Genomic DNA, 25,902 nt, shown 5'->3' with positions numbered 1-25,902 from the left:
TTATGATAGATACTCATTAATCACATATGAAGTATTTACAAAATAATTAATCTAGTATTTGTACGTTTAAGTATTTAACGCCCCAGCTGCTAGCTTCTTCACCGGTGTTGAAAAATACATCTATAAAGTTGCCTTTTATTGCAGAACCAGTGTCCGCAGCAATTGCATTGCCGTAACCTTCAACATATAACCTTGTTCCAAGTGGAATAACATTAGGATCTACAGCTATGGTACTATAGCCATTTGGATTTCGCTCAGTCTTTCTTCCAGAGGCAGTATAGGTATTACTCCCACTATCTGCCGAATAAGCAGTAGCCTTTACACTAAAAGACTTACCAGAAGGTGCAGTAGTTTTTAGATTAGCAGTCCTTGAAGAAGCTGAAATATTTTGATGATTTCCAGAAATTTTTGAAGAGTCTCCTCTTGAAGGGGTTATGGGTGCCAAAGTGCCCTGAGCTATAATTTTACTCTGAGGCTCTTTAACTACAGCTTCTTTAACAACTTTTCTAGTTACTTCTTTTCCATTCTCATAAGTTACATTTAAAGTAATGCTTTTTTCGCCTTTTGTTCCGTTTTGTACAACCTTCCTTTGAGATTTTAATGTATCGCTATCATTTTTAATAACAGTTTTAAAATCAATAGGTTTTGTTTGTTTTAGTGTTTCTATTTTAACTCTAGTTATGGTGACATCCATGCCTTTAGATAACTTCGTTTTTACTGATGGTGAAATTTTATCAGTAGGACTTAAAACGATTTTTTCTGTAGTTAACATTAGAGCAACATCTTTTTCAGCAGACTTTACATTAAGCTCTTTATTGTCTACCAAGACTTTAATATTTACAGCGCGATCTATAGTTATAACATCATTAGTAGTTATTTTTGAATTTAAAGATTTATCAATCTTATCTTTTACTGCTATATTTATACCCGCTTTTTCTAAAGCACTGTCAAAAGTTTTTTGGTAAGTTATTAATTTAGTAGGTTTGCCATCTACAACCACTGTAATATTTTTTCTGATAAAGCACATGAAAACAGTTAAAGTTGCAATTATGGTGATAAGAACAGATCCAATTACAATTTTCGTTCGCTTATCTTTCATAAATTTAAGCATAATATCATCTCCTATTATAAAATTCAGTAGAAAGCATCTTTAAAAAATAAATACTAATCATTTTAGTCTATTTTTTTGATGTTTAACTACTGGTGTCAGATGCCCAAAATACAGTAATCTAAACATATTATAGTTAAAATCACTCTCAAAAGATGCATGAGAAGTAGGGGAATCGCTTATGTCTGTACCAATATATGGAATGATAAATTATATTGTAGCACGTTTATTTGTGAGAGGCAACTATTTTTTTATTGCAAGTAGTTTGTAGAGTGCAAGCAACTCATTTGTAGCGTGAGCGGCACCATGATATAATATGACTATAAATATTAGATTTTTATATATTCTATTAATCAAAAGAAATGTTATTCTTCGAGGTGCTTAAAAATTTTGGGAAAAATATGACAAGAAACGTTAGAAATAATTAGTGAGGGGCATTTATGAAATTAAAAGAGCTTGAGAATATAGTATTTAAATCATCTTCAGAGCTTATGAGAAGTGAGGGAGAAAATGCGTTTAATAGTGGATTAGTTATTAAGATTAAAGGCAAAAAAATAGATAATATATATCATATTTATGGTCGCGTAAAGAGCAATACTCGATGGAGTGAATTAAACACACATATAAAAATAGATTTATTAAAGAAAAAATTAGATGGTATAAAATGTACTTGTGAGGATTTCAAAGAAGCATCGAATGTGGGATATTTATTTATGTGTAGCCATTTAACGGCTACGGCATATAGATTTTTTAGCATAACTGAAAAAAAAATTTGTGACAAAAATGAAAAATTGGAAAAGTTAAAAGGAAATAATTCGAATAATCAGGGAATTGAGAGTATTATAAAGTTAGTTCGAAAGGTTTCAAAAGGACCAACTTATTATGAAGCACAGTATGCAATAGGTAAGGAAAAAACAAAGATTGAGCCTAATGACTTGAGAGCTTTTTTAACTGGGACTTACCATAAGAAAATTAAGTTAAACTATGATAGTTTTGAGTTTGAAGCTCCAATAGTGCTAAAAGATTTACCGCTAAACTTTACATTAAAGATTAGAAATGAATATTTTGTTTTAACAACTCATAGGCAGTTTCCAGTATCATTAAATGATAAAAATGATGTGTATTTATTTAATTGGAAACTTTATATACCATCAAAAAATCAAGTTCGAAAATATGTTACGCTATGTGAAAAGTTAAAAAGAAATGGTGAAATTCTATACCTCGCCGGAATAGAAAACTATAACAAAATTATCTTATTTTTAAGTAGTATTTCAAATAATATTAATATTAGTGAAGAGATAAAAGATTTTGCGGCAAATTTCATAAAACCTGAGTTTCACATATATGAGATAGACAGTGATATTTATTGTGATATAGAAGTGATTTACGGTAATGACAAAATAAATATACTAAAGAAAGATAAAAGTAAAAATATAATTACACGGAACTATAAAAAAGAAGACAAAATACTTATGGAACTAGAGAAGTATAGGTTTATAAAAAGAAATGAGAGGATTTAAGTAAGAGCGAGAATAATCTACATTCTCTTGGCAATGTTACATTTGGAAAAGGGATTAAAGACATGGAAATATATGATTTCACGGCTATTGAAGCAGAAATTAAAGAAAATGATGGCTACTATGATTTTTCCTATGGGATACATGATATCGAAAATAAAGAATTGAATAGTGTACTCTCTTCATTTAAGCAAAAAAGAAGGTTTTACAAAACTAAGAATAATAATTTTTTAGATTTTAAAGATGCGGGAGTTAAAAATTTCTTTGATTTAATAGAATTATTTAATACTAATAAAAAAATAGAAAATGGATTACTACATATGGATAAAGGTAAGGCATTATATTTAAATGAAAAGATGAAAAATAAGGATATTCAGTTTGTAAAAGGTACTGAAGTATTAACTGATATAGAAAACGCTTTATTGGACATAAATAATATGTATATAAGGGTACCAATAAACTTAAAAGCCACGCTTCGTGAATATCAAATCGATGGTTTCAGATGGTTTAAAAGTCTAAGTACGTTAGGATTCGGAGGGATATTAGCCGATGAAATGGGACTTGGTAAAACTATTCAAACAATAGCTCTTCTATTATCAGAAGAAAATAAAAAATCTATTATTATTAGTCCAACTTCCCTTATTTATAATTGGAGGGCTGAACTAGAAAAATTTGCACCTAGTCTAAAGGTGGCTATTGTACATGGCGAAAAAAGCCAGCGACTTAAATTGATTCATGATTTAGAGGATTATGATATAATACTAACAACCTATGGAACTTTAAGAATGGACATAGAGTTATATGAGGATATTAGTTTTGATTATTGTATTATAGATGAAGCCCAAAACATAAAAAATTATTTAGCACAAAATACAAAGGTTATTAAAGAAGTTAAAGCTAAGGTAAGATTCGCATTAACAGGCACTCCTATTGAAAATAATCTAACAGAACTTTGGTCTATTTTCGATTTTATAATGCCAGATTATTTATACTCTAAAGAAATTTTCGAATCAAAATTTATAATTAATAAAGAAGGTGATTTAGAAGAACTTAAATTGCTAATTAAGCCTTTTCTCTTAAGAAGGACTAAAAAAGAGGTATTGAAAGAGCTACCAGATAAAATAGAAAAGAAATTTATAGTTGAGATGACATCAGTTCAAAAGGCTGTATATAAATCTTATATTAAAGTTGCCCGGGACAAAATGAAAAATAACGGTGATGGTAAAATAGAGATTTTTTCTTATTTAACTAAGTTACGACAAATTTGTTTAGATCCTTCACTTGTAATAGATGAATACAAAGGTGGAAGTGGAAAGCTAAAAATTGCAACTGAGCTTATAGAAAAGCATATAGAAACAGACGGAAAAGTGTTATTATTTTCTCAATTTACGTCAGTACTTAAAAATATAGGAGATAATTTAAATGAAAAGGGAATTCGGTACCTTTATTTAGATGGAAAAACAAAAGCTAAGGATAGAATTAAACTGGTAGATGAATTTAATAACAGTTGTGAATCATTAGTTTTTTTAATCTCACTAAAGGCAGGGGGAACAGGTCTAAACTTAACCTCTGCAAACCTAGTTATTCATTTTGACCCTTGGTGGAATCCCGCAGTAGAGAATCAAGCAACAGATAGAGCTCATAGAATTGGTCAAAGAAATGTAGTAGAAGTAATTAAGTTAGTTGCTAAGGGGACTATAGAAGAAAAAATCATTCTACTCCAAGAAAACAAAAAACATTTAATAGACAGTGTAATTACAGGGGAACTTACGAGTAGTGATATTCTAGGGAAACTTACAAAGAAAGAACTTCTGGAGATTTTTAGATTTTAGAGTGATGGTGCCACGCGCTAAATATAGCACCAAAAGGAGATATAAAAATGTACGTAGAGTTTAATAATAAAATTGTAGATAGCAAAGATATAAAAGATATAATTGAAAAAAATACAGAATTTAAAGTAGTTAAAGACATGAGTAAAGGTTCAAAGAGAAATGATATATTAGCTTTTAATTTAAGTGTAGAAATAAATACTTTAAATGACTTAATGGAAGGTGAATGTAATTTAAATGAATTAACAGAAGATGAATTATTTGATGAATACTTATCACTGGCAGAAGAAATTGCAATGGATATTGAAGAATACGTTCCTGACGGTGCTATTATGGACATTAAAGCTTATAAATGGGATAAATCAGATGATGGGATAAAGTTAGTTATAATTATAGCCTCAGAAGATACTACAGAATTAAAATTAAAGGATATTATGAGGAAACTTATAACACAAGTGGAGTAGTAACAAATAAACTAATGAAAGTAAGTAGTAAATAAGACGATGTGATTCTTATTTATTATAAAGCCTCATACTATGAATCTAGTATGAGGCTTTATCTTATTTGTTGGCTAATATAACTCAGCTACTTAAGCTGTATTGGAATACTAAATCACAGTTGACAAGAAAGCTTGGATAATCGATAATAATATATATAAAGTTATTAACATAAAATTAAAAAAATTTGAATAATAGTATAGAGATTAGACTAAACATATTGTAAAGTATTATTTGGGGGTTCGGTAATTTATGGATAAATACCCATTATTTATGATAGCTTTAGCGCTATCTTTAGATGCTTTTGGAGTAGCTTTATGTATAGGATTAAACAATAAAACTAGATTTATAAATAAGGTTGGTTTTACAATTTCTTTTGGACTATTTCAATTTTTATTATCATATATAGGAGCTTATGCAGGATTCATATTCAATACATATGTAGCTTCAATGCCAACCATAATTGGTGGTATGATTATATCTTTCGTTGGAGTGATTATGATTAAGGAAGGTTTTGAAAATCAAGGAAAGTGTCCACTACTTAAACCTAAAATGTATTTTATTTTAGGAATATCCGTAAGTATAGATGCAATGGTGGTAGGATTTACGGTATTAAATAATATAACCAACGTTATATTATTAAAAAATACATTATTCATTGGTGGAATAACTCTAGTAATGTCAACAATGGCCTTTCTAATTTCTAGATATTTAAAAAAAATAGAAATTGTGGGGAAATATGCAGACTACATTGGAGGAATAATCTTAATAATTTTCGGTCTAAAAATGATGTTTTTTTAAAAGAAAGGATGATGAAAATGTTAAACAAATTAAAGGATTTAAATTCATTTAAGGCATTTAAATATTTTAAAGAGATGAATGAGATTCCAAGAGGTTCTGGTAATGAGAAAGCTGTAAGTGATTGGTTAGTAAACTTTGCAAAAGAACATAATTTGAAAGTTATCCAAGACACCGCATTAAATATTATAATTAAAAAGCCCGGTACTACAGGGCAAGAAAATGCTCCAAAGATAATAATTCAAGGTCATATGGACATGGTCTGTGAAAAAAATATAGGAATAAAGCATGATTTTTTAAGAGACCCTATTGAGTTTATTGTAGAGGATGATTTTTTAAGGGCAAATGGAACAACCCTTGGCGCGGACGATGGGATTGCAGTAGCATTAAGTCTTGCAGTACTTGCATCTAATGATATATCACATCCACCAATAGAGTTATTAGTAACTACAGAGGAAGAAACGGGCATGGGAGGAGCGCAGGCAATAGACCCTAAGAATTTAGATGGAAGAATATTAATAAATATAGATTCAGAGGAAGAAGGAAAACTTTTAGTAAGTTGTGCAGGCGGAGTACGTGAAAAAATAAAGCTTCCAATAATTTGGAAAGAAGCAGATAAAAGCTTTATAAGCTGTGCAATAAGATTAAGAGGATTAAAAGGCGGCCATTCTGGAATGGAAATAAACAAAGAAAGAGGAAACGCTAACAAAATTATGGGACGTTTCTTAATGGATTTAAGATCAGTTATAGATTTTAAAATAAACTCTATAAATGGAGGAGCTAAAAATAACGCAATTCCTCGTGATGCTGATGCCATTATATTGTTTAGAGAAAATGATAAAAAAATAGTTAATGAAAAAATATCACAGTGGAATTCTACATTGAAAAATGAATTAAATACTATTGATCCAGATGTTAATTTAACTATTGAAATATTGGGAAATAAAGTAGATAAGATTTTCTCTGATGACACTGCTACAAAAGCACTTCAAATACTTTTCTTGATTCCAAATGGAGTTAAAAGTATGAGTATGGCGATTGGTGGATTAGTGCAAAGCTCAACAAATATAGGAATTCTTACGACGAGTGATGAAAACATAGTATTTGACTCTGCAATAAGAAGTTCTGTAAAGACTTTAAAGAAAGCAATATGTGATGAAACTATAGTGCTTGCAGAAATGGCAGGAGCAACTATTGAATTTGAAGCTGAATATCCAGAGTGGCAATACAATCCAGATTCTAAAATAAGGAATATACTGGAGAAGACATATACAGATTTATATGGTGAAATGCCTGAAATAGCAGCTATTCATGCAGGCCTTGAGTGTGGATTATTTAGTGAAAAATTTGGAGGCGATATTGATCAAATATCTTTTGGACCTAATATGTATGATGTACACACACCGAGTGAACACCTAAGTATCTCATCAACAGAGAGAACATGGGATTACTTAGTAGCAATATTAAAAGAAATAAAATGATTAGGTACATGAAATAGATAAAGCCACTTTAGTGGATAAAGCTACTTTAGTGGATTTCAAAAAGGCTCCTACTTTTGTAGAAGCCTTTTTATAAGCATTGCTTGTATTCATGACCATATTGAGGTATATTATAATTGTTATAATAATGTAGTAAGGTGATGTATATAGATGAATATAATTTCATATTTAAAAGAGAATAATATTAAAGTTACTAATGCAAGAAAAAGCATATTAGAAATTATAATTTGCAGTAAAGATGCTATAAATGCAAACCTAATATATGCGCTACTTAAAAAAGAGAGTATAAAAATAGATTTGTCCACGGTATATAGAACTCTAGATTTGCTAGAGGGTAAAAAGATTTTAAATAAATTTGATTTGGGAAATAATATGTATAATTATACTATAAATAATAATTCTCACGAACATGTAATTGAGTGTGATTTATGTCATAAGAAAATGGTCATAGATTGTCCAATACCTCAAATAGAAGAACAAATAAAAGCAAAGACGGGAATAACTCTTACAGAAAGCCATGTTTATTTAAAAGGCATATGTAGAGAATGTAAAAAATAAGGGAGGATGAGGTTTATGCAATTTTCTTCATTGGTACTAATGGAAGTAGATAAAGAAACTAATCAATTTGTTAAGGAGCTTGGAAGTTATGAAACTTCTGAAGGGTCAGAATTTGTTACAAAATTAAATTATTCTGGAGAACTGATTAACTTGACGTTTGATACTCATGATGATGTGGAAGAGTGGCAATTTACAGCAATTTATGATTGTTTTAATGAAGAAATTTTCAGGTCTAAAGGTTATTCTATTGAAGCGGTAGATGATGAGTATAACCCAACTTGGTTAGTTAAGTTCAAATATTCTGACGACCATATGGTTGTTAGGGAAGCTTTAATCGAAATATGTGAATTAATAAAGCAAGAACTTAAAGAAGTTTTTATTAAAATCAAAGAAAAAGAAGCAGAGTACAAATAGAGATGTAAACAAATATGTTATAAACATATATAAAAAAGTGCAATGTAAAAAAACTTTTTAGAGGTGGACATGAGACTTGAGTTTATTAATAAGATAAAGGTTGGCGAGATTTTAGGGAAAAATATACTTACAAATGACGGAAGTGTATGGCTAAGAACAGGTGTTAAATTTACTGAAATATATATTGAAAAACTTAAAGAGTTAGGTGTTTTTTACGTATATGTAGAAGATACTAGATTAGATGATGTATCAATAGAAGATGAAAAGCTAAGTAATTTAAAATCAATAGCCATGAAAAATATGTCTAAAATAATGAAAAACGTAACTGAGGGAAATAAAAAAGGCACCAAGGATTCATTATCAGTTGTGGAGGACTTAGTTAATCATATTGTTGCGATGGGTGATGTAAATAAAAGTTTGTACGATATTAAAACATTTGACAACTATACTTATATTCACTCTATAGATACTGGAATTATGGCGATTTTTCTAGGTATTTCAATGAAACTTAATGAAAGTGAATTAAAAGAACTAAGCATTGGAGCAATCCTACATGATATAGGAAAAACTAAAATTGATAAAGACATCATAACTAAACCGGGAAAACTAACAACTGAAGAATTTGAAGAAATCAAGCAGCATCCAATATATGGAAAAGAGATTTTGGAAAAGAATTTTTCTATGTCTAATAAAATTTTAAAAGCAGTGGAACATCACCATGAAAGAGTTGATGGCAATGGATACCCTTATGGACTTACTAAAAATCAAATTTCTAAGTTTGCAAAAATAATTGGTGTTTGTGACGTTTATGATGCTATAAGTAATGATAGATGTTATAGAGAAAAATTAAATCCTAGCGATGCTTATGAACTAATTTTGGCAGGTTGTGGGAATGCCTTTGATGAAGAAATAGTAAAAAACTTCAAAAAAACATTTTCAGTATTTCCATTAGGGGTTTGTTTAAAACTATCCAACGGAGTTGAAGGATATGTGATTAAGCAAAACAAGAATTTCCCTGATAGACCTGTAATAAGAGTGCTTTATGAAATAGAAACTAGGGAACCTATTAAATTTTATGAAATAGATTTGTTGAAATGCAATAACATTTCAGTGCAGTCAATAATATAAAAAATATAAATTTGAGTAGGAGTAAAATATGAAAGAAAAAAATATAAAAACCATTATAAATGGTTTTACTCAGCAAAATGAATATTTTTTAGAGGAAATAAGAAGTAAGAATAACAATTCGAATATGTGGACAGTGAGCAAAGATATAAGTGGGGCGTCATATCGATTAATATTTATGATGTCGCTTAGCCTGCATCAATTAATACAATATGACATTCCAGATGACAAAAACAATATATACATACTATTTTCTGATGATGAATTCAATAAGGAAGAAGTTGCAGAAGAACTTGCAATAAATAATTTATTAGAAAAATCCTTAATTAGAGTGAATGTTTCGGAAAAAAAAGTAAATTATTCCGGGGATGTAAATTCACAAGTGCTTCAAGATTTAGCTTCTGTAATGAATAATGCAAATTTACATAGCGATAGTGAAAAAATAAGTGCAAGAGATAAACCTTGGGTTACTATGGTAATTATAGCTGTAAATGTAATAATGTATATAATTACAGCTTATTTGAGTTATGTTTATGCGAAAAGTAGCATATTTAATAGTGATACCAGAGTTCTAATTTTGCTTGGGGCTAAGGTTAATGAGCTAATTGCACAAGGTCAGTATTTTAGGCTCATTTCGTGTATGTTTTTACATGGTGGACTTGTGCATTTAGGGGTCAATATGTATTCACTTTATGCCATTGGGCCAATGGTTGAGAAGGTTTATGGAAAGGCAAAGTATATTGCTATTTATTTTGTTTCTGGAATATGTTCATCAATACTTAGTTATATATTTTCAACAAGCGTTTCTATTGGAGCCTCCGGTGCAATCTTTGGACTACTCGGTGCAGTACTTATTTTAGCAATTAAGTCTAAAGGCAAAACTGGAAATGCTTTTATAAGAAGTATTTTATCAGTTATATTTATAAATATATTTATAGGAGTTACTCTACCAAATATTGATAATTTTGGTCATATAGGTGGACTACTTGGTGGAATGATTACATCATTTTTGATTAGTTTTAGAGCAGAAATCTAATAGGCACTCTTAAATAAACAGACCCTCGAAGATTTAACTTCGAGGGTCTTGAAAATTTTAGGCAACTTCGTTATTATGTCTATCTCTGATAATATTAATTAAATCATCTCCTGCGGAGCAGTATATTAATGACTTCAGAAGGAGATTTATACTCACGATGAAGTTTTATTTTTGCTAGGGTAGTTAACTCCAACTTAGAGAAGAGGGAAACTTTCCTTCTGAAATGTCATTAAATCCTCATGATCTATAGTTTCCTTCTCAATTAATAAAGCAGTCATAGCCTCTAAAGTTTCTTTATCACCTAAAAGGATAGTTTTAACCTCTTCATATAGCTCTGAGATTAAATTTTTACATTCTGAAAAGACTGCTTCTTGATTTGTAAAGCCTGAGTCCTTTAATTTGTCCATAGTAAGTAGTCCTAAAGATTCACCCATACCATATTCTGTTATCATATTTGTTACAAGTTGTGTACTCCTTTGTAAATCATTATAAGCGCCGGTGGTTACGTGGTCTGCTCCAAAAATAATTTCTTCAGCAGCCCTACCACCTAAAAGTACCATTATTTTTTTCTTTAAATGTTCCTTGTTCTGATATAGCATGTCTTGAGGAATGCTTAAAGTATAACCGCCTGCACCTTTGGTAGTTGGAATTATAGTTACTTTAGATACTTTATCCTTTGGTAACATCTTAAGTGAAACAAAAGCATGTCCTGCTTCATGGAAAGCTGTAATTTTTCTATCCTCATCTTTAATATAGTCCCTATCAACTTTTTCATAACCAGCAAGCATTATTGAATAAGCTTTATCTAAATGTTCATTTCCAATGAACACAGAATTGTCTTTGCATGCAATAATAGCGGCTTCATTAGTTAAGTTCTCTAGCTTTGCACCTGAAAAAGATGAAGTTTTATGTGCCCATTCACTATAATCTATATCTTTAATAGGTTTATTTTTAAGGTGAAGTTTTAAAATTTTCTCTCTGGCAGATACATCAGGCAAAGTAACTTCAATATGCCTATCAAAACGTCCAGGTCGTAGTAGAGCCTCATCTAGCATATCAAGTCTGTTAGTTGCTGCAATTATAATTATTCCCTCTGTTTCATTAAAACCAGACATCTCCGTTAAAAGAGAGTTAAGTGTCTGATCTTTTTCGTCAGAGCCACCACCACGTCCGTTATCCCTTTTTTTACCAATAGCATCGATCTCATCAATAAAGATAACTGCTTTGCCATGACTTCTTGCTTTCTTAAATAAGCTTCTAATTCTCCCAGCTCCAACCCCTACATATATCTGAACAAAATCAGAACCGGATACTGCATAAAATGGAACGTTTGCTTCTCCAGCTACGGCTTTTGCAAGTAAGGTTTTACCAGTTCCAGGATCTCCATATAAAATTACTCCTTTTGGCATTCTAGCACCATATGCGGAATATTTTTCAGGGTTCTTAAGAAAATCCACTACATCCTGTACACTATCTTTAGCCTCCTCATTACCTGCTACACTATCAAAGTTAAAACCTATATCCTTTACTGCAGCAACATCAAGATTTGTAGATGAAAACATACTTTTAGATTTTATCTTTGTATGTTTTAAGGACATAATTCCAAGTGCTATAAGCGAAAGTACAAATCCTGCAATTGATGCTATTTCAGCAGGATTTGTTAAAGTTTGCTCAGAAACATCTATACCATTCTTTAACAAACCTTCTTTGAAATTATCAGTTCTTGGATTATCAGTTTCATAAACAGTGCCATCTTTAAGTTTAACTTGAATTTTAGGAGAGCTTGTTACGTATACAGTTGAAACAGTCCTTAGCGAGGCATCTTTAAGAAAATCAGTATATTGTTTATTTGTAGATGTTTTAAAGGTATTACTCACAAAAACAAGAAATATTAACGAACAAATTGCGGTGATAACAGGAAGCAAAATATATTTGTTCTTAAGTTTAATCATATGATAGAAGCGAGAAACCACTATGTTTTTAAAGCAATCGTGGAATCGCCTCATTCACCATCCTTTCGTGTAAGTCACATTCAAATAAACAATAAGTCAATATAGGGGACTATACTGGGCTAGTTCATTTATTTGAATGTGCCTAATATATTTTTTCTTATTTCTAATATTTAAATGTTATACTAATATATCTGTTTAGTAGTTTGTGAATTTTGAATGTTATACAGAATTGTATTGAAGAAATATCAACTTATAATGGCTATTATAATATTTTTATAAGGCCTTGTCCATTGAACCTAATAGAATTTGGAAATGTAAATAATGTAAAAATTAATTGATAAATTCATTATTTGTTGTATAATTTATTTATGATGGGTTTAGGGGTAATCTATAATACTTCTAAAATTTAGCGTAATTTCAGCTTAGGAGAAGATAAACAGAACCGTAGGTTATGGTTTAAATGGAATAGATTTGAAAAAGGAGAAGGTCTAAAATGGGAAAGAAAGTTTATGCAATAAAGGAAGGATTTAATTTTAGTACTAATGAAAAAATAGTGAATGAAATAGTTGGCACTTGGGCAGAGTGCTTAAAATATGTAAAAGGTGTAAAAGGCGCTAAATATAAGAGTTTTGAGGATATAAATGAAGCTAAAAAGTTCTTAAATGGTGCAGGAGATGTATTAAAAAAAACAGATAATAATTATCCCGAAAATTGTCTTCATATTTATGTTGATGGCAGCTATAATTCTGCCACGGAGGAGTATAGTTATGGAATGGTAGCTACGCGCAGTGGTGTAGTTCTACATATAGAGAGTGGTGCAGGAAAAAGTGATTCAGCAAAAAATATAAGACAAATAGCGGGAGAACTAGAAGGTGCATTAAAAGGTGTGCAGTATGCTCTGAACAAAGGTGAAAAAAAAGTAGTAATATTTCATGATTATGTAGGGATTTGTTACCATGCTACAGGATTTTGGGATAGAAAAGAAGAATCATCAAAAGAGTATTACACGAAAATGCAAGAATTAATGAGTAGAGGAATAGAAGTTATATTTGTTAAGGTGGATAGTCACACGGGAGATTTGTTTAATGAACTTGTTGATGAAAAATGTAAAGAAAGGTTAGGTATAAAATCAGATAAAGTTATAGAAAAATGGTTGCTTAAAAACATTATAAATGTAGCCAGTGATGATGTAAAAGAAGAAATTCTAAAAATAGCGACTAGTGGAGATGCGAATATAATTGTTATAAATTCTAATGATGAAAAAAATAAAGAAGAAATTAAATCATATGGATTTAACGATATTGTTAGTGAATATATTTTAAACTCAGAAGATATAAATATGGTAATAGATAATCTAAGTAGTTTCGATAAAAGAAATTTTATTACTTATTTATTAGATCAAATTAAAAAAACACAAATATAATAGAAATATGGGGGAGGAATACATTGGAAAATACTTTTAATAATAGAATAATAGAACCATATTTGTATTGTAGTGATAGTATTATAACAGAGGTTAATCAAGAGTTTCTTGATTTTACGGGATATGCATTGGATGAATTGTTAGGTAAATCACTTATAGAAATAGGGGAAATGCTGAAAATCAATTCACAAATACTTCTTGATAATATAAGTAGTAAGTATTCGGGATATATATTCACAAAATTCCTCAGTACAAGAGAAGTGAATATATCACTTTTTCATGATACCGAGGCAAATGCAAAAAAATATACTTTTGTTGAGAAACCAAATTCTAGACTTGATGAAAAGCTAATTTTTGTAGAACAAACATTTGTAGATGAGATAAAAAGTATAGAACGACAAAACAAGATAGTAGAGCAGCAAAATGAGGAGTTAGAACAACAGAATATACAGTTAATTAGCGTAATTGAAAATTTATCTGAGGGGGTAATGTTTGCAGATAATAAAGGTGAAGTTATAATGGTGAATGCAGAAGCGAAGAGGTTAGTTTGTCAATCGGACATAGGAATTACCTTAGGTGATGCTTATAAAAACACTAAAGCATTTGATATTAAAGGCAATGAGATACCATTTGAAAATTTCCCTTCAGTTAGAGCATTAAGAGGTGAAAGAGTAAAAAATATTAAGATATTCGTACGCCATCCTAATAAAGAGTATTTTGCGGAAATTAGTTCAGTTCCAATTTATAATGCGAGTGGAGAGCTAACTATGATAGTATCATGCTTTCATGATATTACTGAAACAATTAAACAATCTAGAAAAATTGAAGAACAGAAAAAAGAATTAGAAGCTATCATAGAAAATATATCTGACTCTATTGCTATTTTTGACAATAAAGAACGATATGTATTAATTAACAAAGCATCAAGGGAAATGTTTTTCCAATCTTATAATTGCATGGATAATATGGGTGATGGGTATAAAACATCTGAGTTTTATGATACTTTTGGAGAAAAAATTGACCCGGAAAATATTCCATCCCATAGAGTTATGAGGGGTGAAAAATTTAAAAATATGAGAATTATAGTAAAGTCGTCTCATAAAACATTGCAGTTAGATGTTAGTGGAACGCCTGTATATGACCGCGAAGGGAAATTTACTTTAGGTGTGATTTGCAGCAAAGATATGACAACCTATTTAAAGCATGAAGAAGCTATAAGAAGCCGATATGAATTTTTGAACAGAATGGTAAATACCTTTGATTTACCTCTTGTCAGATTATCATGTCCTGATTTAAAGATTGTGGATATTAATAAAAAGGCATTTAATATAATTAAGTTGCTCAGACCTAACGTTAAATCAATGGAGCAAATAAAAGCTAATGGGATTGAAGAGTTATTTAAAATATTAAAAACAACAGAATATTACCAGTGTATTAGTGAAGTGTTAAAAGAAAAGAAAATTAAGTACTTGAATAAAAAAAATCTTTTAATAAATGGAAACGAAGTATATTGGAATATTATTTTTGAGCCCATGATTGAATTAAATGGAGAGGTTAGAGAAATATTAATTTTAATAATAGATGTTACTAATGAAATAAAGTCTAATATGATCATGGAAAAAGCATTGAAATTACAGGGAGAATTTCTTGTTAATATATCACATGAACTTAAAACACCGCTAAATGTTATATTTGCAACAGCTCAGTTATTTAATATGTATTGCACTAGTGGGTCCCTGAACGAAAAGAAGGATTCAATTATTAAATATATTGAATCAATTAAGCAAAATTCCTATAGATTATCTAAAATTATTAATAATATAGTCGATTTGTCAAAAATTGAAGCAGGATTCTTTAAACTAAATCTATCAAATAGCAATATAGTTGAAGTTGTAGAAGAAATAGTTATGTCTGTAACTGCACTTACTGAAAGTAAAGGATTAAATATTATTTTCGATACGGATATAGAAGAAAAAATTATTGCTTGTGATACAGAAAAGGTAGAAAGAATAGTATTGAATCTTATATCAAATGCGATAAAATTTTCAGATGAAGGTGATGAAATATTTGTGGATATTAAGGAAAAGAATAAATACGTCGAAATATCAGTGAGGGATAATGGTATTGGTATTGAAGAAGAGCACCTGGATATGATATTTGATAGATTTAAGCAGGTAGATAAATCGCTATCAAGAAATGCAGAAGGCACGGGTATTGGCTTAAGTTTAGTTAAGTCGATTGTAGAATTACATGGTGGTAATATATATGTTGAAAGTAAATTTGGAAAAGGAAGTAAGTTTACAGTTATGCTTCCTTCAAAAAAGGTACTTCATGAAAATATGATATATAGTAGCAACGTGAGAAGTAAAAACGAAAGTATACAAGTAGAACTTTCAGATATTTATTCCTAATGTCGTTAAATCATCTCATGCGGAGCTGAAGTCGTTAAACTTAGTGAAAATTTATAAAAGATTTAAGTTATGACATAAATATTTGCGAATTATTAGCTTTTTTAGTATTAGATATAAAGATAAAGTTTAAAAAAAGAGATTAATTATTTTAAAAATGCACATCCTATAAAGAGTAAATAAAATAAAGAAGGAAAGGTTGTGTAACTTATGCGTAGTAAATTTATATCAACAATTACAGCAGGAGCAATAATTGGAGTAGCAGCGGGTGTTATGCTAATTCCTAATATGGACAGAAGCACAAAAAGAAGAGCTAAAAAAACTGGTAAAATGGTAATGAATATGGCAGGAGATATGTATGATAGCGTAAAGGATTATATTTTATAAACACAATTAGAAAACTCCAAACTATATTAATAAATATATAGTTTGGAGTTTTTAATTTTGTTAATGAGAATTAAAGAATCGTTCATAAAATTTTAATTTTATAGGTAAACTATGTTATAATTGAATTAAAATTGTCTAAGATTGTTTAAATTAATAATATTATATAGATATTACCATGTTGTAAAGGAAGAGTGATTATGGAAATATTGTCTTTAGGAGAAAAAATAAAGAGAAAAAGAAAAAATCTTAATATGACATTAAAAGATCTTGCAGGAAACAGAATAACTCCAGGACAAATTAGCCTGGTTGAATCTGGAAAATCTAATCCAAGCATGGACTTATTAGAATATTTGTCCAATACCTTAAATACATCTGTTGAATATCTAATGGAGTCAGAGGAAGCTCAAGCTGAGAAAATATGTTTGTTTTATGAAAATATTGCTGAAGCATATATTCTAAATAGCGACTTAATACAAGCTGAGCAAAATATCGAAAAATCTATATATTATTCTGAAAAATACAAATTGGAATATAGAAAAGCCAGAAATTTATCATTAAGAGGAGATATATACATGGCTAGGGAAGAGATCGCATCAGCTCAACAGGTGTTTATTTCCTCAAATGTTATATTTATTAAAAACAACTCTTATGAAGAAATAATTACAACTTTTTTGAAACTTGGGAAAATAACACTTGAACTTAGGGGTTATCAGTCAGCTTCGAGTTATTTTAAGCAAGCCGAAAAGGTTTTTATGGATAATCAAATTGGAAATGATTTTTTATTAGGTGAAATATATTATTATATAGGTTTCACTTATTTCAAATTAGAAAATATAGAAAAGGCTATAGAATATTCATATTTAGCTCAAGAAAAGTTTAAGCAAATAGATAATAAGAAAGAATATGCTAATTCACTTTTATTATTAGCACACGAATATAATAAAAAAGGTGATATTAAGAATGCTATAAAATATTCGAAGATTACTTTGAAATTTTTTTATGAAATTAACAATTTAATTTATGTGTCAGAGATAGAAAATAATTTAGGAAGATTATTCTATGAGTTTGAAAACATGGAAGAATCCTTTATACATTTAAATAAAGCCAAGGAAATAAGGCAAAAGACTAATGACTTAAAGTTAATAGAGACCTTAGCAAATATTTGTGAAAATCATATTAAACTTAAGTCTGTAAATGAAGCTAAGGAAGCTTTAGAGCGTATCATAGAATATATAGAAGATGGTAATTATAAGGAGTTATGCCACTACTATTTATTAAAATATAGAGTTGATTTATTAGAAGACAATAAGAATGAGGCAGAAAACACTTTATTAAAGGCACTAAATTTCGTAAAAGAGCAAGGGCAAATAAAGGAAGCGGCTGAGATATCTATAATGATTGGAAAGTTCTATATTGAAGGTGGTAGAGGAACGGACGCAGCTAAATATCTAAATGAAGGTGTAGAGTTATTTAAAAAACTAGGAGTAATTAAGTAGTTTAAGTAAAGCTATTTTATGGTTAGCTTCATAAATTAGTTATTTAACTTGTGGATAGGTGATGAGGATGGAAATAGTATCAACGGGAGAAAAGATAAAAAGGACTAGGATATATAAAGGGTTTACCTTGAGAGAAATATGTGATGACAAGATCTCAGTGTCTAAAATGAGCTGTATAGAAAACAACAAGGTCATGGCGGAACATTGGGTACTAGAACTGATTAGTAATAAATTGGACATAGATCTTGAATATTTAAATGAAAATGTGTTTGATCAAATTGAGGGAAATATTAAGGGTTTGAAAGAGGATGCCATTCATGGCAAGGATGGCATGAATGCAAATGATACAAAAGATATCAATGATGATGAATTTGAAGCTAATGTGTCTTATAATTTGAAGTTTGCTGAAAATTATAATTACTATGATTTAGCAATTGAACTAATACATATGTTGTTTAATTATTACTTGGACAAAAAAGACTTTGAGAAGACGCAATCAATTACTTCAAAGTATTATGATTTGCACTTAAAAACATCCATAGAGGATAATCAATTAAATTACTATATAGATATGGCAAGACACTTATATATAAAAGAAGATTATCTTCAAGCCTCGAGCTATTATTGTAATGTGAGAAAAGGGTTAAAAACTAGTAAGATGCCCAATTATAAAAAATTAATAATAGTCACTTATAATGAGGCTGCCTGTAATATTATGCTGAAAAATTTTGAACGCGCCTATGGTGTGGGGCTAAGATTATTAGATTTGGTTAAACACGTGGATACAGAATTTAAAGCAGCAGAGATATATCATATGTTGGCTATGCTATCCATAAGAATGAACATTGGCAAGTTTCAAGAATATGAAGAAAAGTCATATAAGCTGTATAAAGATGAAGCTTCTAGTAAGGCAATAGCTATTTTTAACTATGGATCAACAATGTTTGACTGTAATATGAAAGATAGAGCAGTTGAATATATTAATAAGGGTCTAAGCGTATATCCTAGGGGAGATAAGATAGGACTAGTTAGATTTATGCTAGATATCGTTAAAGAACTTATTAAAAATGATGTAATAGGGCTCGCACAGTCTATTTCTGATGAAGTGTTAAACTATGCAATTAATTTAGATGACATTAAATTAATTGAAAAAAGCTATTATTATAAAGCTATTATTCTTGACAGACAAGGAAAGGCATCTAATGCAGAGATGTATATGAATTTATCTTTAGATTCACTATTGAAATTCGGTGCGAAGCAAAATATATATACACGTTACTTAGAAATGGGAAGCATGTACCATAAACTGGGTAATGTGGCTGATTCTATAAAGTATTTCAGTTTAGCAGTGCAATTAGAAAAAAAGATGTAGGTTTGGAATTATCCAAGTCCTACATCTTTTTTTATTCTTAATATTGATAAAAGGTATTCTTGACTTTTATTTAGAAGTTTCTCTATTTATTATAAATTCCTTAGCTTTAATTTCTAAACTATCATCTAAAGAGGTTAAAGCTACTTCATTATATTTATTAGTTAATGCTAGTGTAAGTATCCTGTCTGCAAGCTCAGGATTTTTAGATAAAAGAGAGCCGTGGAAATAAGTACAGAAGGTATTTTTGTAAACGCAACCCTCATGACCGTCTTCTCCGTTGTTACCATAGCCAACTTTAACTGTGCCAAGTGGTTCTAAGTTGTTAATATAAGTTTTTCCAGAATGATTTTCAAACCCTACATAGGTTTCATCAAAAGATTCATTATGAATAACTGTGTTGCCTATGAAACGTTTATCTCCGCCTTCAGTGTAAATATCTAAAATACCAAGGCCCTCAAGCTTTTGGCCGTCGGGAGTAGTATAATATTTACCAAGCAATTGATATCCACCACAAATGGCTAAAAACACTTTTCCACTTTGTATATATTCGTCTATAGCAGATTTTTTGAATTCTATTAAATCAGGGGAAACTATTGCTTGCTCATAATCTTGTCCTCCGCCGAAAAATACAATATCATAATCCTCTGCTTCAAAATTATCACCCATAGATACATTAACAATAGTTACACTAATGCCACGTAGCTCAGCTCTATGTTTTAATATTAAAATATTCCCTACATCCCCATATACATTTAATAAATCAGGATATAAATGACAAATGTTAATTTCCATAATATTCACCTTCTAATTAAAATTTTTTTATGTTACCAAATTTTATCTATGTATCCTTTAGCGTGTAAAAATTTTCTTAAATTTATCATAGCAGTATAGGTAGCTAGTATATAAACTATTTCACCATCACAAGCTTTAATTTCATGTAGTAAGGAGTCTTCATCTTTACATAAGAGAAAGGACTCAGATGTAAAACCTGCTACTTTAAGTCTTATGGCCATATCGTACAAACGTATTCCTGATATCATAATTTTGTTAATATTAAGGCTAGTTAAACGTTCAAAATTGACATCCCAAATCCATGAAACATCTTTCCCATCAGCATAATTATCATTTAACAGAAGAGATAAATTTATTTTCCTTTTGTCAAGATTAATAGTGTTTACTGCTTCGTCATAGCCAGCTGGATTTTTAACTAATATTATTTTAACCTCTTTGCCTTCAATATTTAGGGTTTCTTGTCTGCCAAAGCTGCTAGCTACTGATTTAAGAGAGTGCTCTATAGTTGTATCTTCAAGGCCTAATAACTTAGCTACGGAATATGCACACAGGGCATTATAAATATTATAAGTACCTGGTTGGTTTATGTAATACTCTTTATTATTAATATGAACAGTGGAACCGCTTGTGTTTAAATCAACAATTTTATCCACAGAGTATGTAAGTTTTGGACGTTTATAGCCACAACCGCTACAATAGAAGTCCCCTAGATGGTTATAGGTAATAAAATTATATTCATAAGGAGATTTGCAGATTGTGCAAAATTTAGCATCAGCGTTGATATCTACAATGTTGTTATCATTAACTTTAGTACCGAAACCATAGTATACCATATCATTTTTAAGGTTTAAGTTTCCGAATAAAGATTCGTCCCCATTAAGAAGAAGCGTTGTCGCGGGAACTTTTTCTACACCTTCTAGTATCTTCTTGAGTGTTGTATACACCTCGCCATATCTGTCCAATTGATCTCTGAATAAATTGGTGACAGTAATTACACGCGGAGATATATATTCAGTTACAAACTTTACATTGGCCTCATCTACTTCTATAACAGCGATTTTTTTCTCGCAAGACTTTTTAAAAGAATAATTTGAAATAAAACACGCAACTATGCCTGTATACATATTTGCTCCAGTATTGTTAGTAATTACTTGCTTATTGCTATCTTTTACGATGCTGTAAATCATACTTGTTGTTGTGGTTTTTCCATTTGTACCGGTTACGAGTATAACCTCATAATTATTAGCAATTGTTTTTAAAATATTTTTATCAAGCTTTAAGGCGATTTTGCCAGGGAAATTTGTGCCACCTTGAAATAAAAATTTTGATAATTTCATAATAAACTTTGAAACTAATATACTGAGTAATGACTGAATTTTAATGTTGAACACATCCTTTAATTGTACTTATGCACTTAGTTATTATTGACATTTATATAGAAAAACTCATCACTTATTTTAAAACCTGAATCTTTGGAGAGGTTATTTAAGCTACTTAGTAAGGCTAGCTTAGCATCGCCATTTAGAGGCGGTGGGCAATAATCATTTGTATAATTTACTGGCGATATACTGCAAGGTATAACACTTACACCTACAGATGTTAAATAATTATATATTTAAGCCGATATATAATTATAACATAGTTGCATAAATGTCTACATATTAATGTAACTCAAAATTAAATAATTTGGGTTTTTAGTTATGAATTTGTTAGAATATAACTATAGCACACAAAACGTCAGATTTAAGTAATTTAGTAACAGAGGCCGAAAATATTTTTGCATATTAATATGATTTAGATATGCTGTAACAATAATAGATCACTATGATGAAGGAATTCATGCGTGAAAAGTACCGAAAGAATTTTTTTATGATTTTCACCTTGCATTTTTATTGGAATGTTGTAGTATATTATTATAGGCATGTTAAATATACTAATTATTTTTAAATTATCAGCTATAAAAATAATTATATTCTGTAATTGGGGGTAATGTTATGGTTTACATAGAAAACTTAAATTATTTAAACATAAGGACATCAAAAAAAATATATAGGAATTTACCTGTATCTGATCTAGTAAGTTTTGCAGTTCAAAGAGAAGAGGGTACTTTATCAGAGACGGGTGCATTGGTTGTAAACACCGGGAAATATACAGGGAGATCGCCTAAGGATAGATTTATAGTTTCACAAGAAAGTGTTGAGGGATTAATAAATTGGGGAGATATAAATTTACCGATTGAAGAAAAAATCTTTGATAACTTATATAGTCAGGTGTGTAAATATCTAAGTGATAAAGATTTATTTGTGTTTGATGGTTATGTTGGTGCTATGGAAGAATATAGACTACCTATTAGAGTAGTAAATGAATTTGCTTCAGAGGCACTACTTTCTAATCAATTATTTAGAAGACCAAATAAAACAATGCTTGAGAATCATAAGGCTGAATTCACAGTAATTGCGGCTCCGGGATTTAAAGCAAAGGGAGCAGTAGATGGAGTAAATTCTGAAGCTTTTATTATAATAAATTTTGAAAAGAAAATTATTTTAATTGGTGGAACACAATATGCAGGAGAAATTAAAAAATCGATTTTTTCAATAATGAATTTTTTATTGCCTGCAAAAGGTGTATTTCCAATGCATTGTTCTTCCAATATAGGTAAAAATGGTGACACAGCAGTATTTTTTGGTCTCTCAGGTACAGGAAAAACTACATTGTCAGCAGATCCAGAAAGAAAGCTTATCGGCGATGATGAACATGGTTGGTGTGACGAAGGAGTGTTTAACTTTGAAGGTGGATGCTATGCCAAAACTATAAAGCTCAATAAAAATAATGAAAGAGAAATTTACTCAGCATTAAAATTTGGTGCATTGCTTGAAAATGTTGTGCTTGATGATAATAATATGCCTAACTATGATGATGCTAGCTTAACAGAAAATACTAGAGGAGCATATCCTATAGAATATATTGAAAATGCGCAGTTAAGTGGGATTGGTGGACAACCAAGCACTATAATATTTTTAACAGCAGATGCTTTTGGCGTTCTTCCCCCAATTTCAAAGCTTTCAAAAGAAGCTGCAATGTATCATTTTATTTCGGGATACACAAGTAAGCTTGCGGGTACAGAACGTGGAATTACAAAGCCAAAAGCAACTTTTTCATCTTGCTTTGGAGAACCTTTTATGCTAATGAAACCTTCAGTTTATGCAAAACTTTTAGGTGAGAGAATAGACAAACATGACACGGAGGTGTTTTTGATAAACACAGGTTGGATTGGTGGAGAATATGGGGTAGGTTCAAGAATGAAACTATCGTATACGAGGGCTATGGTAAAAGCCGCTCTTGAAGGTAAGCTTAAGGAAGTTGAGTATATAGAGCATCCAATATTTAAAGTGGCGGTGCCGGTGGCGGTGCCAAATGTTCCAACAAAAATATTGAATCCAGAAAATACATGGGGGGATAAAGAAAAGTATGCTTTAAAAGCTAAAGAATTAGCCTTCAAATTTTCTCAGAACTTTAGCAAATTTAAAGGAGTTCCAGAAAGCATAAAAAAAGCTGGACCTATATATAAATAATATAAAAACCTGACGGGTAGAAAGTCTTACAATCCGTCGGGTTTTTATGTGATTTTTGGCGCAAATATGATATACTCATTAAATAAATGAGTATTCATTAGGCATTTCAAACAAGGAGGAATAATGAGAAAGAATAGTATTTTTTATAGAATTTTAATTTTTGCTATTATAACAGTAGTTATAGTTTTTTTGAATTTTAAAGCTAGAACTGATTTGAGCAGTAAGGATGCAGGTTTGAAAATTACTAAATGGGATAATTTTTTTATTGGAGATAATATTCATTTTTATTACTTAAATTCTCAGAATGAGAACTTATCAAAACTTAAAACCAAGTATGGACTAAATAAACTTATAGATAATAAGGATGATCAATTTGATAACTCCATAAAGATCATGCAATTTATTAATGAAAAAGTAAAAGCAGGAACTGCCTCAATGACTAGTGATAAAAATGCATTAGAAATAATGGAAGTAGCTTTAGATGGAAATGAAATATCAGATAGTGATTATACAATTATGTATGAAGAGTGTTTAGCTTCTATTGGAATAAGGGTTAGGCGTGGGGTATTACGAAGCACTGATAAAATAATTAAAGGTAAAACATATTTTAATGTATGTGAAATATGGAGTGATAAATACCATAAGTGGATAATGATAGATGGTGTCAATGGATGTTATATGAGAGAAAAAGATATTCCACTTAGTGCTATTGAAATATTAAACAAGGGAATAGGAAAAGTTGAAATTGCCTACTTAAAAAATACTAGTAAATATATAAAAAACATGTCAAGCTACTATGAAAGTTATAGTATATCTGTGGATAATAATAAATATGGTAAGCTAAAAAGTAATTCCAAAATTACTTATTTGAAAGAGAAACAGCTTCCTAATATAGAAACAAAGGAGGGATTTATTGAGCCTACTATTTTTGTTAATAATCCGCAAGTATTTAATACATCCCCTACGGTTGAATATGTAAATACAGGTAAGGATAAAACTCCCACTTTGATATTTGCAAAGAGAGACTTGAAAAATGATCCTAAAGGAGTGGAAAATTTTACTATTGGAGCGTTTATGAATAGCTATATGCTTTCCAATTATTTCGTAAGCGTTAACGGTTCCGATTACATAAAAGTAGATACTTTTTATGATTTACAAATCATGGAAGGGACAAACTCTATTAAATTATCACAAGATGGTGAAACTTTATCTAGGGAAGTAGTCATAGAAAAATAAACATATCAACATAGAAAAATAATAAATTATGGTTAGAAGGGAGCAGACATTAAATGGATTTAAATATTATATTGGTGCTAAAAGCTATAATAATAGCTATAGTAGAAGGGGTAACAGAATTTGTTCCTATTTCTTCTACTGGACATATGATCATTGTAGGAGATGTTATAAATTTCAAAGGGGCATTTGCAAATCAATTTGAGGTAGTCATTCAATTAGGAGCTATTCTTGCAATTATAGTTTTATATTGGAATAAAATATGGAAATCAGTTGTGGAGTTTTTTCAAGGGAAACCCTCAGGTATTAAGTTTTGGAGTAATATTATAGTTGCATTTATACCAGCTGTAGTCTTTGGTTTTCTTCTAAATGATAAAATAAATGAATATCTTTTTAATTCAGGAACTGTAGCGGTGGGGTTAATAGTTGGCGGGATTTTAATGGTTATTATAGAAGGTAGATTTAGGCACAAGTATACAACCGAAAGTATAGAGAAAATAAATATTAAGCAATCATTTAAAATAGGTTGTTTTCAATGTTTAGCACTATGGCCAGGTATGTCAAGATCAGCATCTACAATAATGGGAGGTTGGGTTTGTGGTGTTTCTACAGTTGCTGCAACTGAGTTTTCATTCTTTTTAGCGATACCAACTATGGTTGGAGCTACAGCATTAACTTTATTTAAAAGCGGAATGAATTTTAGTAGTGGAGAAACCATAACTTTGGTTATTGGATTTATAACAGCTTTTTTAGTTGCATTAATTGTGGTTGAAAAATTTGTTTCTTATTTAAAGAAAAAACCTATGAAGGTTTTCGCTATTTATAGAATAATTGTTGGTGTAGTTTTGCTATTTTTAATTAAAATTGGTACTATTTCATTATAAAT

Annotated in this window: 21 protein-coding genes; 17 read left to right on the top strand and 4 right to left on the bottom strand. The window is 29.9% G+C overall.

Annotated elements, in window-relative coordinates; all coding sequences use genetic code 11:
* Nucleotides 1–46: 46 nt before the first annotated feature.
* Complete coding sequence (locus tag ACWJJ7_RS08105; protein WP_462964731.1) at nt 47–1,111, bottom strand: 3D domain-containing protein; 1,065 nt, start codon at nt 1,109–1,111, stop codon at nt 47–49.
* 437 nt (nt 1,112–1,548) lie between these two features.
* Between ACWJJ7_RS08105 and ACWJJ7_RS08100 the strand changes: the two genes are divergently transcribed.
* The 9 genes from ACWJJ7_RS08100 (at nt 1,549) to ACWJJ7_RS08060 (ending at nt 10,381) form a co-directional block, all read left to right on the top strand.
* Entirely contained in the window at nt 1,549–2,628 is a 1,080-nt protein-coding gene (locus tag ACWJJ7_RS08100) for an SNF2 helicase associated domain-containing protein (RefSeq protein WP_462964730.1), read from the top strand.
* Nucleotides 2,629–2,690: 62 nt separating this feature from the next.
* Nucleotides 2,691–4,457 carry a DEAD/DEAH box helicase gene (locus tag ACWJJ7_RS08095; RefSeq protein WP_462964729.1) on the top strand — a complete coding sequence of 589 codons (1,767 nt, stop codon included), beginning with the start codon at nt 2,691–2,693 and terminating at the stop codon, nt 4,455–4,457.
* A gap of 47 nt (nt 4,458–4,504) precedes the next feature.
* The gene (locus tag ACWJJ7_RS08090) at nt 4,505–4,918 is read left to right on the top strand and encodes a hypothetical protein (RefSeq protein WP_462964728.1); all 414 of its coding nucleotides are present in this window, start codon (nt 4,505–4,507) and stop codon (nt 4,916–4,918) included.
* Between the two features lie 285 nt (nt 4,919–5,203).
* The gene (locus ACWJJ7_RS08085; RefSeq protein WP_462964727.1) at nt 5,204–5,752 is read left to right on the top strand and encodes a manganese efflux pump MntP; all 549 of its coding nucleotides are present in this window, start codon (nt 5,204–5,206) and stop codon (nt 5,750–5,752) included.
* A gap of 17 nt (nt 5,753–5,769) precedes the next feature.
* Nucleotides 5,770–7,230 carry an aminoacyl-histidine dipeptidase gene (locus tag ACWJJ7_RS08080; RefSeq protein WP_462964726.1) on the top strand — a complete coding sequence of 487 codons (1,461 nt, stop codon included), beginning with the start codon at nt 5,770–5,772 and terminating at the stop codon, nt 7,228–7,230.
* Between the two features lie 168 nt (nt 7,231–7,398).
* Nucleotides 7,399–7,806 carry a Fur family transcriptional regulator gene (locus ACWJJ7_RS08075; RefSeq protein WP_462964725.1) on the top strand — a complete coding sequence of 136 codons (408 nt, stop codon included), beginning with the start codon at nt 7,399–7,401 and terminating at the stop codon, nt 7,804–7,806.
* Nucleotides 7,807–7,821: 15 nt separating this feature from the next.
* Nucleotides 7,822–8,220: a DUF6762 family protein gene (locus ACWJJ7_RS08070; RefSeq protein ID WP_462964724.1), complete on the top strand. Its 399-nt coding sequence runs from the start codon at nt 7,822–7,824 to the stop codon at nt 8,218–8,220.
* Nucleotides 8,221–8,289: 69 nt separating this feature from the next.
* Nucleotides 8,290–9,348 (top strand): HD-GYP domain-containing protein, encoded by a 1,059-nt coding sequence (locus ACWJJ7_RS08065; protein ID WP_462964723.1) that lies wholly within the window; start codon nt 8,290–8,292, stop codon nt 9,346–9,348.
* Between the two features lie 28 nt (nt 9,349–9,376).
* A complete protein-coding gene (locus ACWJJ7_RS08060) occupies nt 9,377–10,381 on the top strand; it encodes a rhomboid family intramembrane serine protease (RefSeq protein ID WP_462964722.1) in 1,005 nt (334 codons plus the stop codon).
* Nucleotides 10,382–10,575: 194 nt separating this feature from the next.
* On the opposite strand, the gene ACWJJ7_RS08055 is transcribed toward ACWJJ7_RS08060, so the two are convergent.
* Nucleotides 10,576–12,333 (bottom strand): ATP-dependent metallopeptidase FtsH/Yme1/Tma family protein, encoded by a 1,758-nt coding sequence (locus ACWJJ7_RS08055; protein WP_462964721.1) that lies wholly within the window; start codon nt 12,331–12,333, stop codon nt 10,576–10,578.
* Between the two features lie 493 nt (nt 12,334–12,826).
* Between ACWJJ7_RS08055 and ACWJJ7_RS08050 the strand changes: the two genes are divergently transcribed.
* From ACWJJ7_RS08050 to ACWJJ7_RS08030, 5 genes are all read left to right on the top strand, one after another.
* The gene (locus tag ACWJJ7_RS08050) at nt 12,827–13,756 is read left to right on the top strand and encodes a ribonuclease H1 domain-containing protein (RefSeq protein WP_462964720.1); all 930 of its coding nucleotides are present in this window, start codon (nt 12,827–12,829) and stop codon (nt 13,754–13,756) included.
* 23 nt (nt 13,757–13,779) lie between these two features.
* Entirely contained in the window at nt 13,780–16,167 is a 2,388-nt protein-coding gene (locus ACWJJ7_RS08045) for an ATP-binding protein (protein ID WP_462964719.1), read from the top strand.
* 207 nt (nt 16,168–16,374) lie between these two features.
* A complete protein-coding gene (locus ACWJJ7_RS08040) occupies nt 16,375–16,551 on the top strand; it encodes a YtxH domain-containing protein (RefSeq protein WP_462964718.1) in 177 nt (58 codons plus the stop codon).
* A gap of 197 nt (nt 16,552–16,748) precedes the next feature.
* Nucleotides 16,749–18,047, top strand: coding sequence for a helix-turn-helix domain-containing protein (locus ACWJJ7_RS08035; RefSeq protein ID WP_462964717.1), 1,299 nt, complete (start codon nt 16,749–16,751; stop codon nt 18,045–18,047).
* A 67-nt stretch (nt 18,048–18,114) separates the two neighbouring features.
* Nucleotides 18,115–19,419 carry a helix-turn-helix domain-containing protein gene (locus ACWJJ7_RS08030; RefSeq protein ID WP_462964716.1) on the top strand — a complete coding sequence of 435 codons (1,305 nt, stop codon included), beginning with the start codon at nt 18,115–18,117 and terminating at the stop codon, nt 19,417–19,419.
* A 66-nt stretch (nt 19,420–19,485) separates the two neighbouring features.
* Here ACWJJ7_RS08030 and ACWJJ7_RS08025 read toward each other — a convergent pair whose 3' ends face one another.
* Complete coding sequence (locus tag ACWJJ7_RS08025; protein ID WP_462964715.1) at nt 19,486–20,211, bottom strand: type 1 glutamine amidotransferase; 726 nt, start codon at nt 20,209–20,211, stop codon at nt 19,486–19,488.
* 32 nt (nt 20,212–20,243) lie between these two features.
* Nucleotides 20,244–21,602: a MurT ligase domain-containing protein gene (locus ACWJJ7_RS08020; protein ID WP_462964714.1), complete on the bottom strand. Its 1,359-nt coding sequence runs from the start codon at nt 21,600–21,602 to the stop codon at nt 20,244–20,246.
* 603 nt (nt 21,603–22,205) lie between these two features.
* On the opposite strand from ACWJJ7_RS08020, the gene pckA reads away from it, so the two are divergent.
* The 3 genes from pckA to ACWJJ7_RS08005 all read left to right on the top strand — a co-directional run bounded on the left by pckA (nt 22,206) and on the right by ACWJJ7_RS08005 (nt 25,900).
* The gene (gene pckA, locus ACWJJ7_RS08015) at nt 22,206–23,783 is read left to right on the top strand and encodes a phosphoenolpyruvate carboxykinase (ATP) (protein ID WP_462964713.1); all 1,578 of its coding nucleotides are present in this window, start codon (nt 22,206–22,208) and stop codon (nt 23,781–23,783) included.
* Nucleotides 23,784–23,906: 123 nt separating this feature from the next.
* Nucleotides 23,907–25,019, top strand: coding sequence for a transglutaminase domain-containing protein (locus ACWJJ7_RS08010; protein WP_462964712.1), 1,113 nt, complete (start codon nt 23,907–23,909; stop codon nt 25,017–25,019).
* Nucleotides 25,020–25,072: 53 nt separating this feature from the next.
* Entirely contained in the window at nt 25,073–25,900 is an 828-nt protein-coding gene (locus tag ACWJJ7_RS08005; protein WP_462964711.1) for an undecaprenyl-diphosphate phosphatase, read from the top strand.
* The last annotated feature ends 2 nt before the right edge of the window (nt 25,901–25,902 follow it).

This window comes from Clostridium sp. CM042 (assembly GCF_055080995.1).
This window is presented reverse-complemented; position numbering and strand designations above follow the sequence as displayed.

Bases quoted from the DNA above. Each gene is read 5' to 3' on its own strand.
- ACWJJ7_RS08105 (WP_462964731.1), bottom strand. From the start codon at position 1,111: ATGCTTAAATTTATGAAAGATAAGCGAACGAAAATTGTAATTGGATCT.
- ACWJJ7_RS08100 (WP_462964730.1), top strand. From the start codon at position 1,549: ATGAAATTAAAAGAGCTTGAGAATATAGTATTTAAATCATCTTCAGAG.
- ACWJJ7_RS08095 (WP_462964729.1), top strand. From the start codon at position 2,691: ATGGAAATATATGATTTCACGGCTATTGAAGCAGAAATTAAAGAAAAT.
- ACWJJ7_RS08090 (WP_462964728.1), top strand. From the start codon at position 4,505: ATGTACGTAGAGTTTAATAATAAAATTGTAGATAGCAAAGATATAAAA.
- ACWJJ7_RS08085 (WP_462964727.1), top strand. From the start codon at position 5,204: ATGGATAAATACCCATTATTTATGATAGCTTTAGCGCTATCTTTAGAT.
- ACWJJ7_RS08080 (WP_462964726.1), top strand. From the start codon at position 5,770: ATGTTAAACAAATTAAAGGATTTAAATTCATTTAAGGCATTTAAATAT.
- ACWJJ7_RS08075 (WP_462964725.1), top strand. From the start codon at position 7,399: ATGAATATAATTTCATATTTAAAAGAGAATAATATTAAAGTTACTAAT.
- ACWJJ7_RS08070 (WP_462964724.1), top strand. From the start codon at position 7,822: ATGCAATTTTCTTCATTGGTACTAATGGAAGTAGATAAAGAAACTAAT.
- ACWJJ7_RS08065 (WP_462964723.1), top strand. From the start codon at position 8,290: ATGAGACTTGAGTTTATTAATAAGATAAAGGTTGGCGAGATTTTAGGG.
- ACWJJ7_RS08060 (WP_462964722.1), top strand. From the start codon at position 9,377: ATGAAAGAAAAAAATATAAAAACCATTATAAATGGTTTTACTCAGCAA.
- ACWJJ7_RS08055 (WP_462964721.1), bottom strand. From the start codon at position 12,333: ATGATTAAACTTAAGAACAAATATATTTTGCTTCCTGTTATCACCGCA.
- ACWJJ7_RS08050 (WP_462964720.1), top strand. From the start codon at position 12,827: ATGGGAAAGAAAGTTTATGCAATAAAGGAAGGATTTAATTTTAGTACT.
- ACWJJ7_RS08040 (WP_462964718.1), top strand. From the start codon at position 16,375: ATGCGTAGTAAATTTATATCAACAATTACAGCAGGAGCAATAATTGGA.
- ACWJJ7_RS08035 (WP_462964717.1), top strand. From the start codon at position 16,749: ATGGAAATATTGTCTTTAGGAGAAAAAATAAAGAGAAAAAGAAAAAAT.
- ACWJJ7_RS08030 (WP_462964716.1), top strand. From the start codon at position 18,115: ATGGAAATAGTATCAACGGGAGAAAAGATAAAAAGGACTAGGATATAT.
- ACWJJ7_RS08025 (WP_462964715.1), bottom strand. From the start codon at position 20,211: ATGGAAATTAACATTTGTCATTTATATCCTGATTTATTAAATGTATAT.
- pckA (WP_462964713.1), top strand. From the start codon at position 22,206: ATGGTTTACATAGAAAACTTAAATTATTTAAACATAAGGACATCAAAA.
- ACWJJ7_RS08010 (WP_462964712.1), top strand. From the start codon at position 23,907: ATGAGAAAGAATAGTATTTTTTATAGAATTTTAATTTTTGCTATTATA.
- ACWJJ7_RS08005 (WP_462964711.1), top strand. From the start codon at position 25,073: ATGGATTTAAATATTATATTGGTGCTAAAAGCTATAATAATAGCTATA.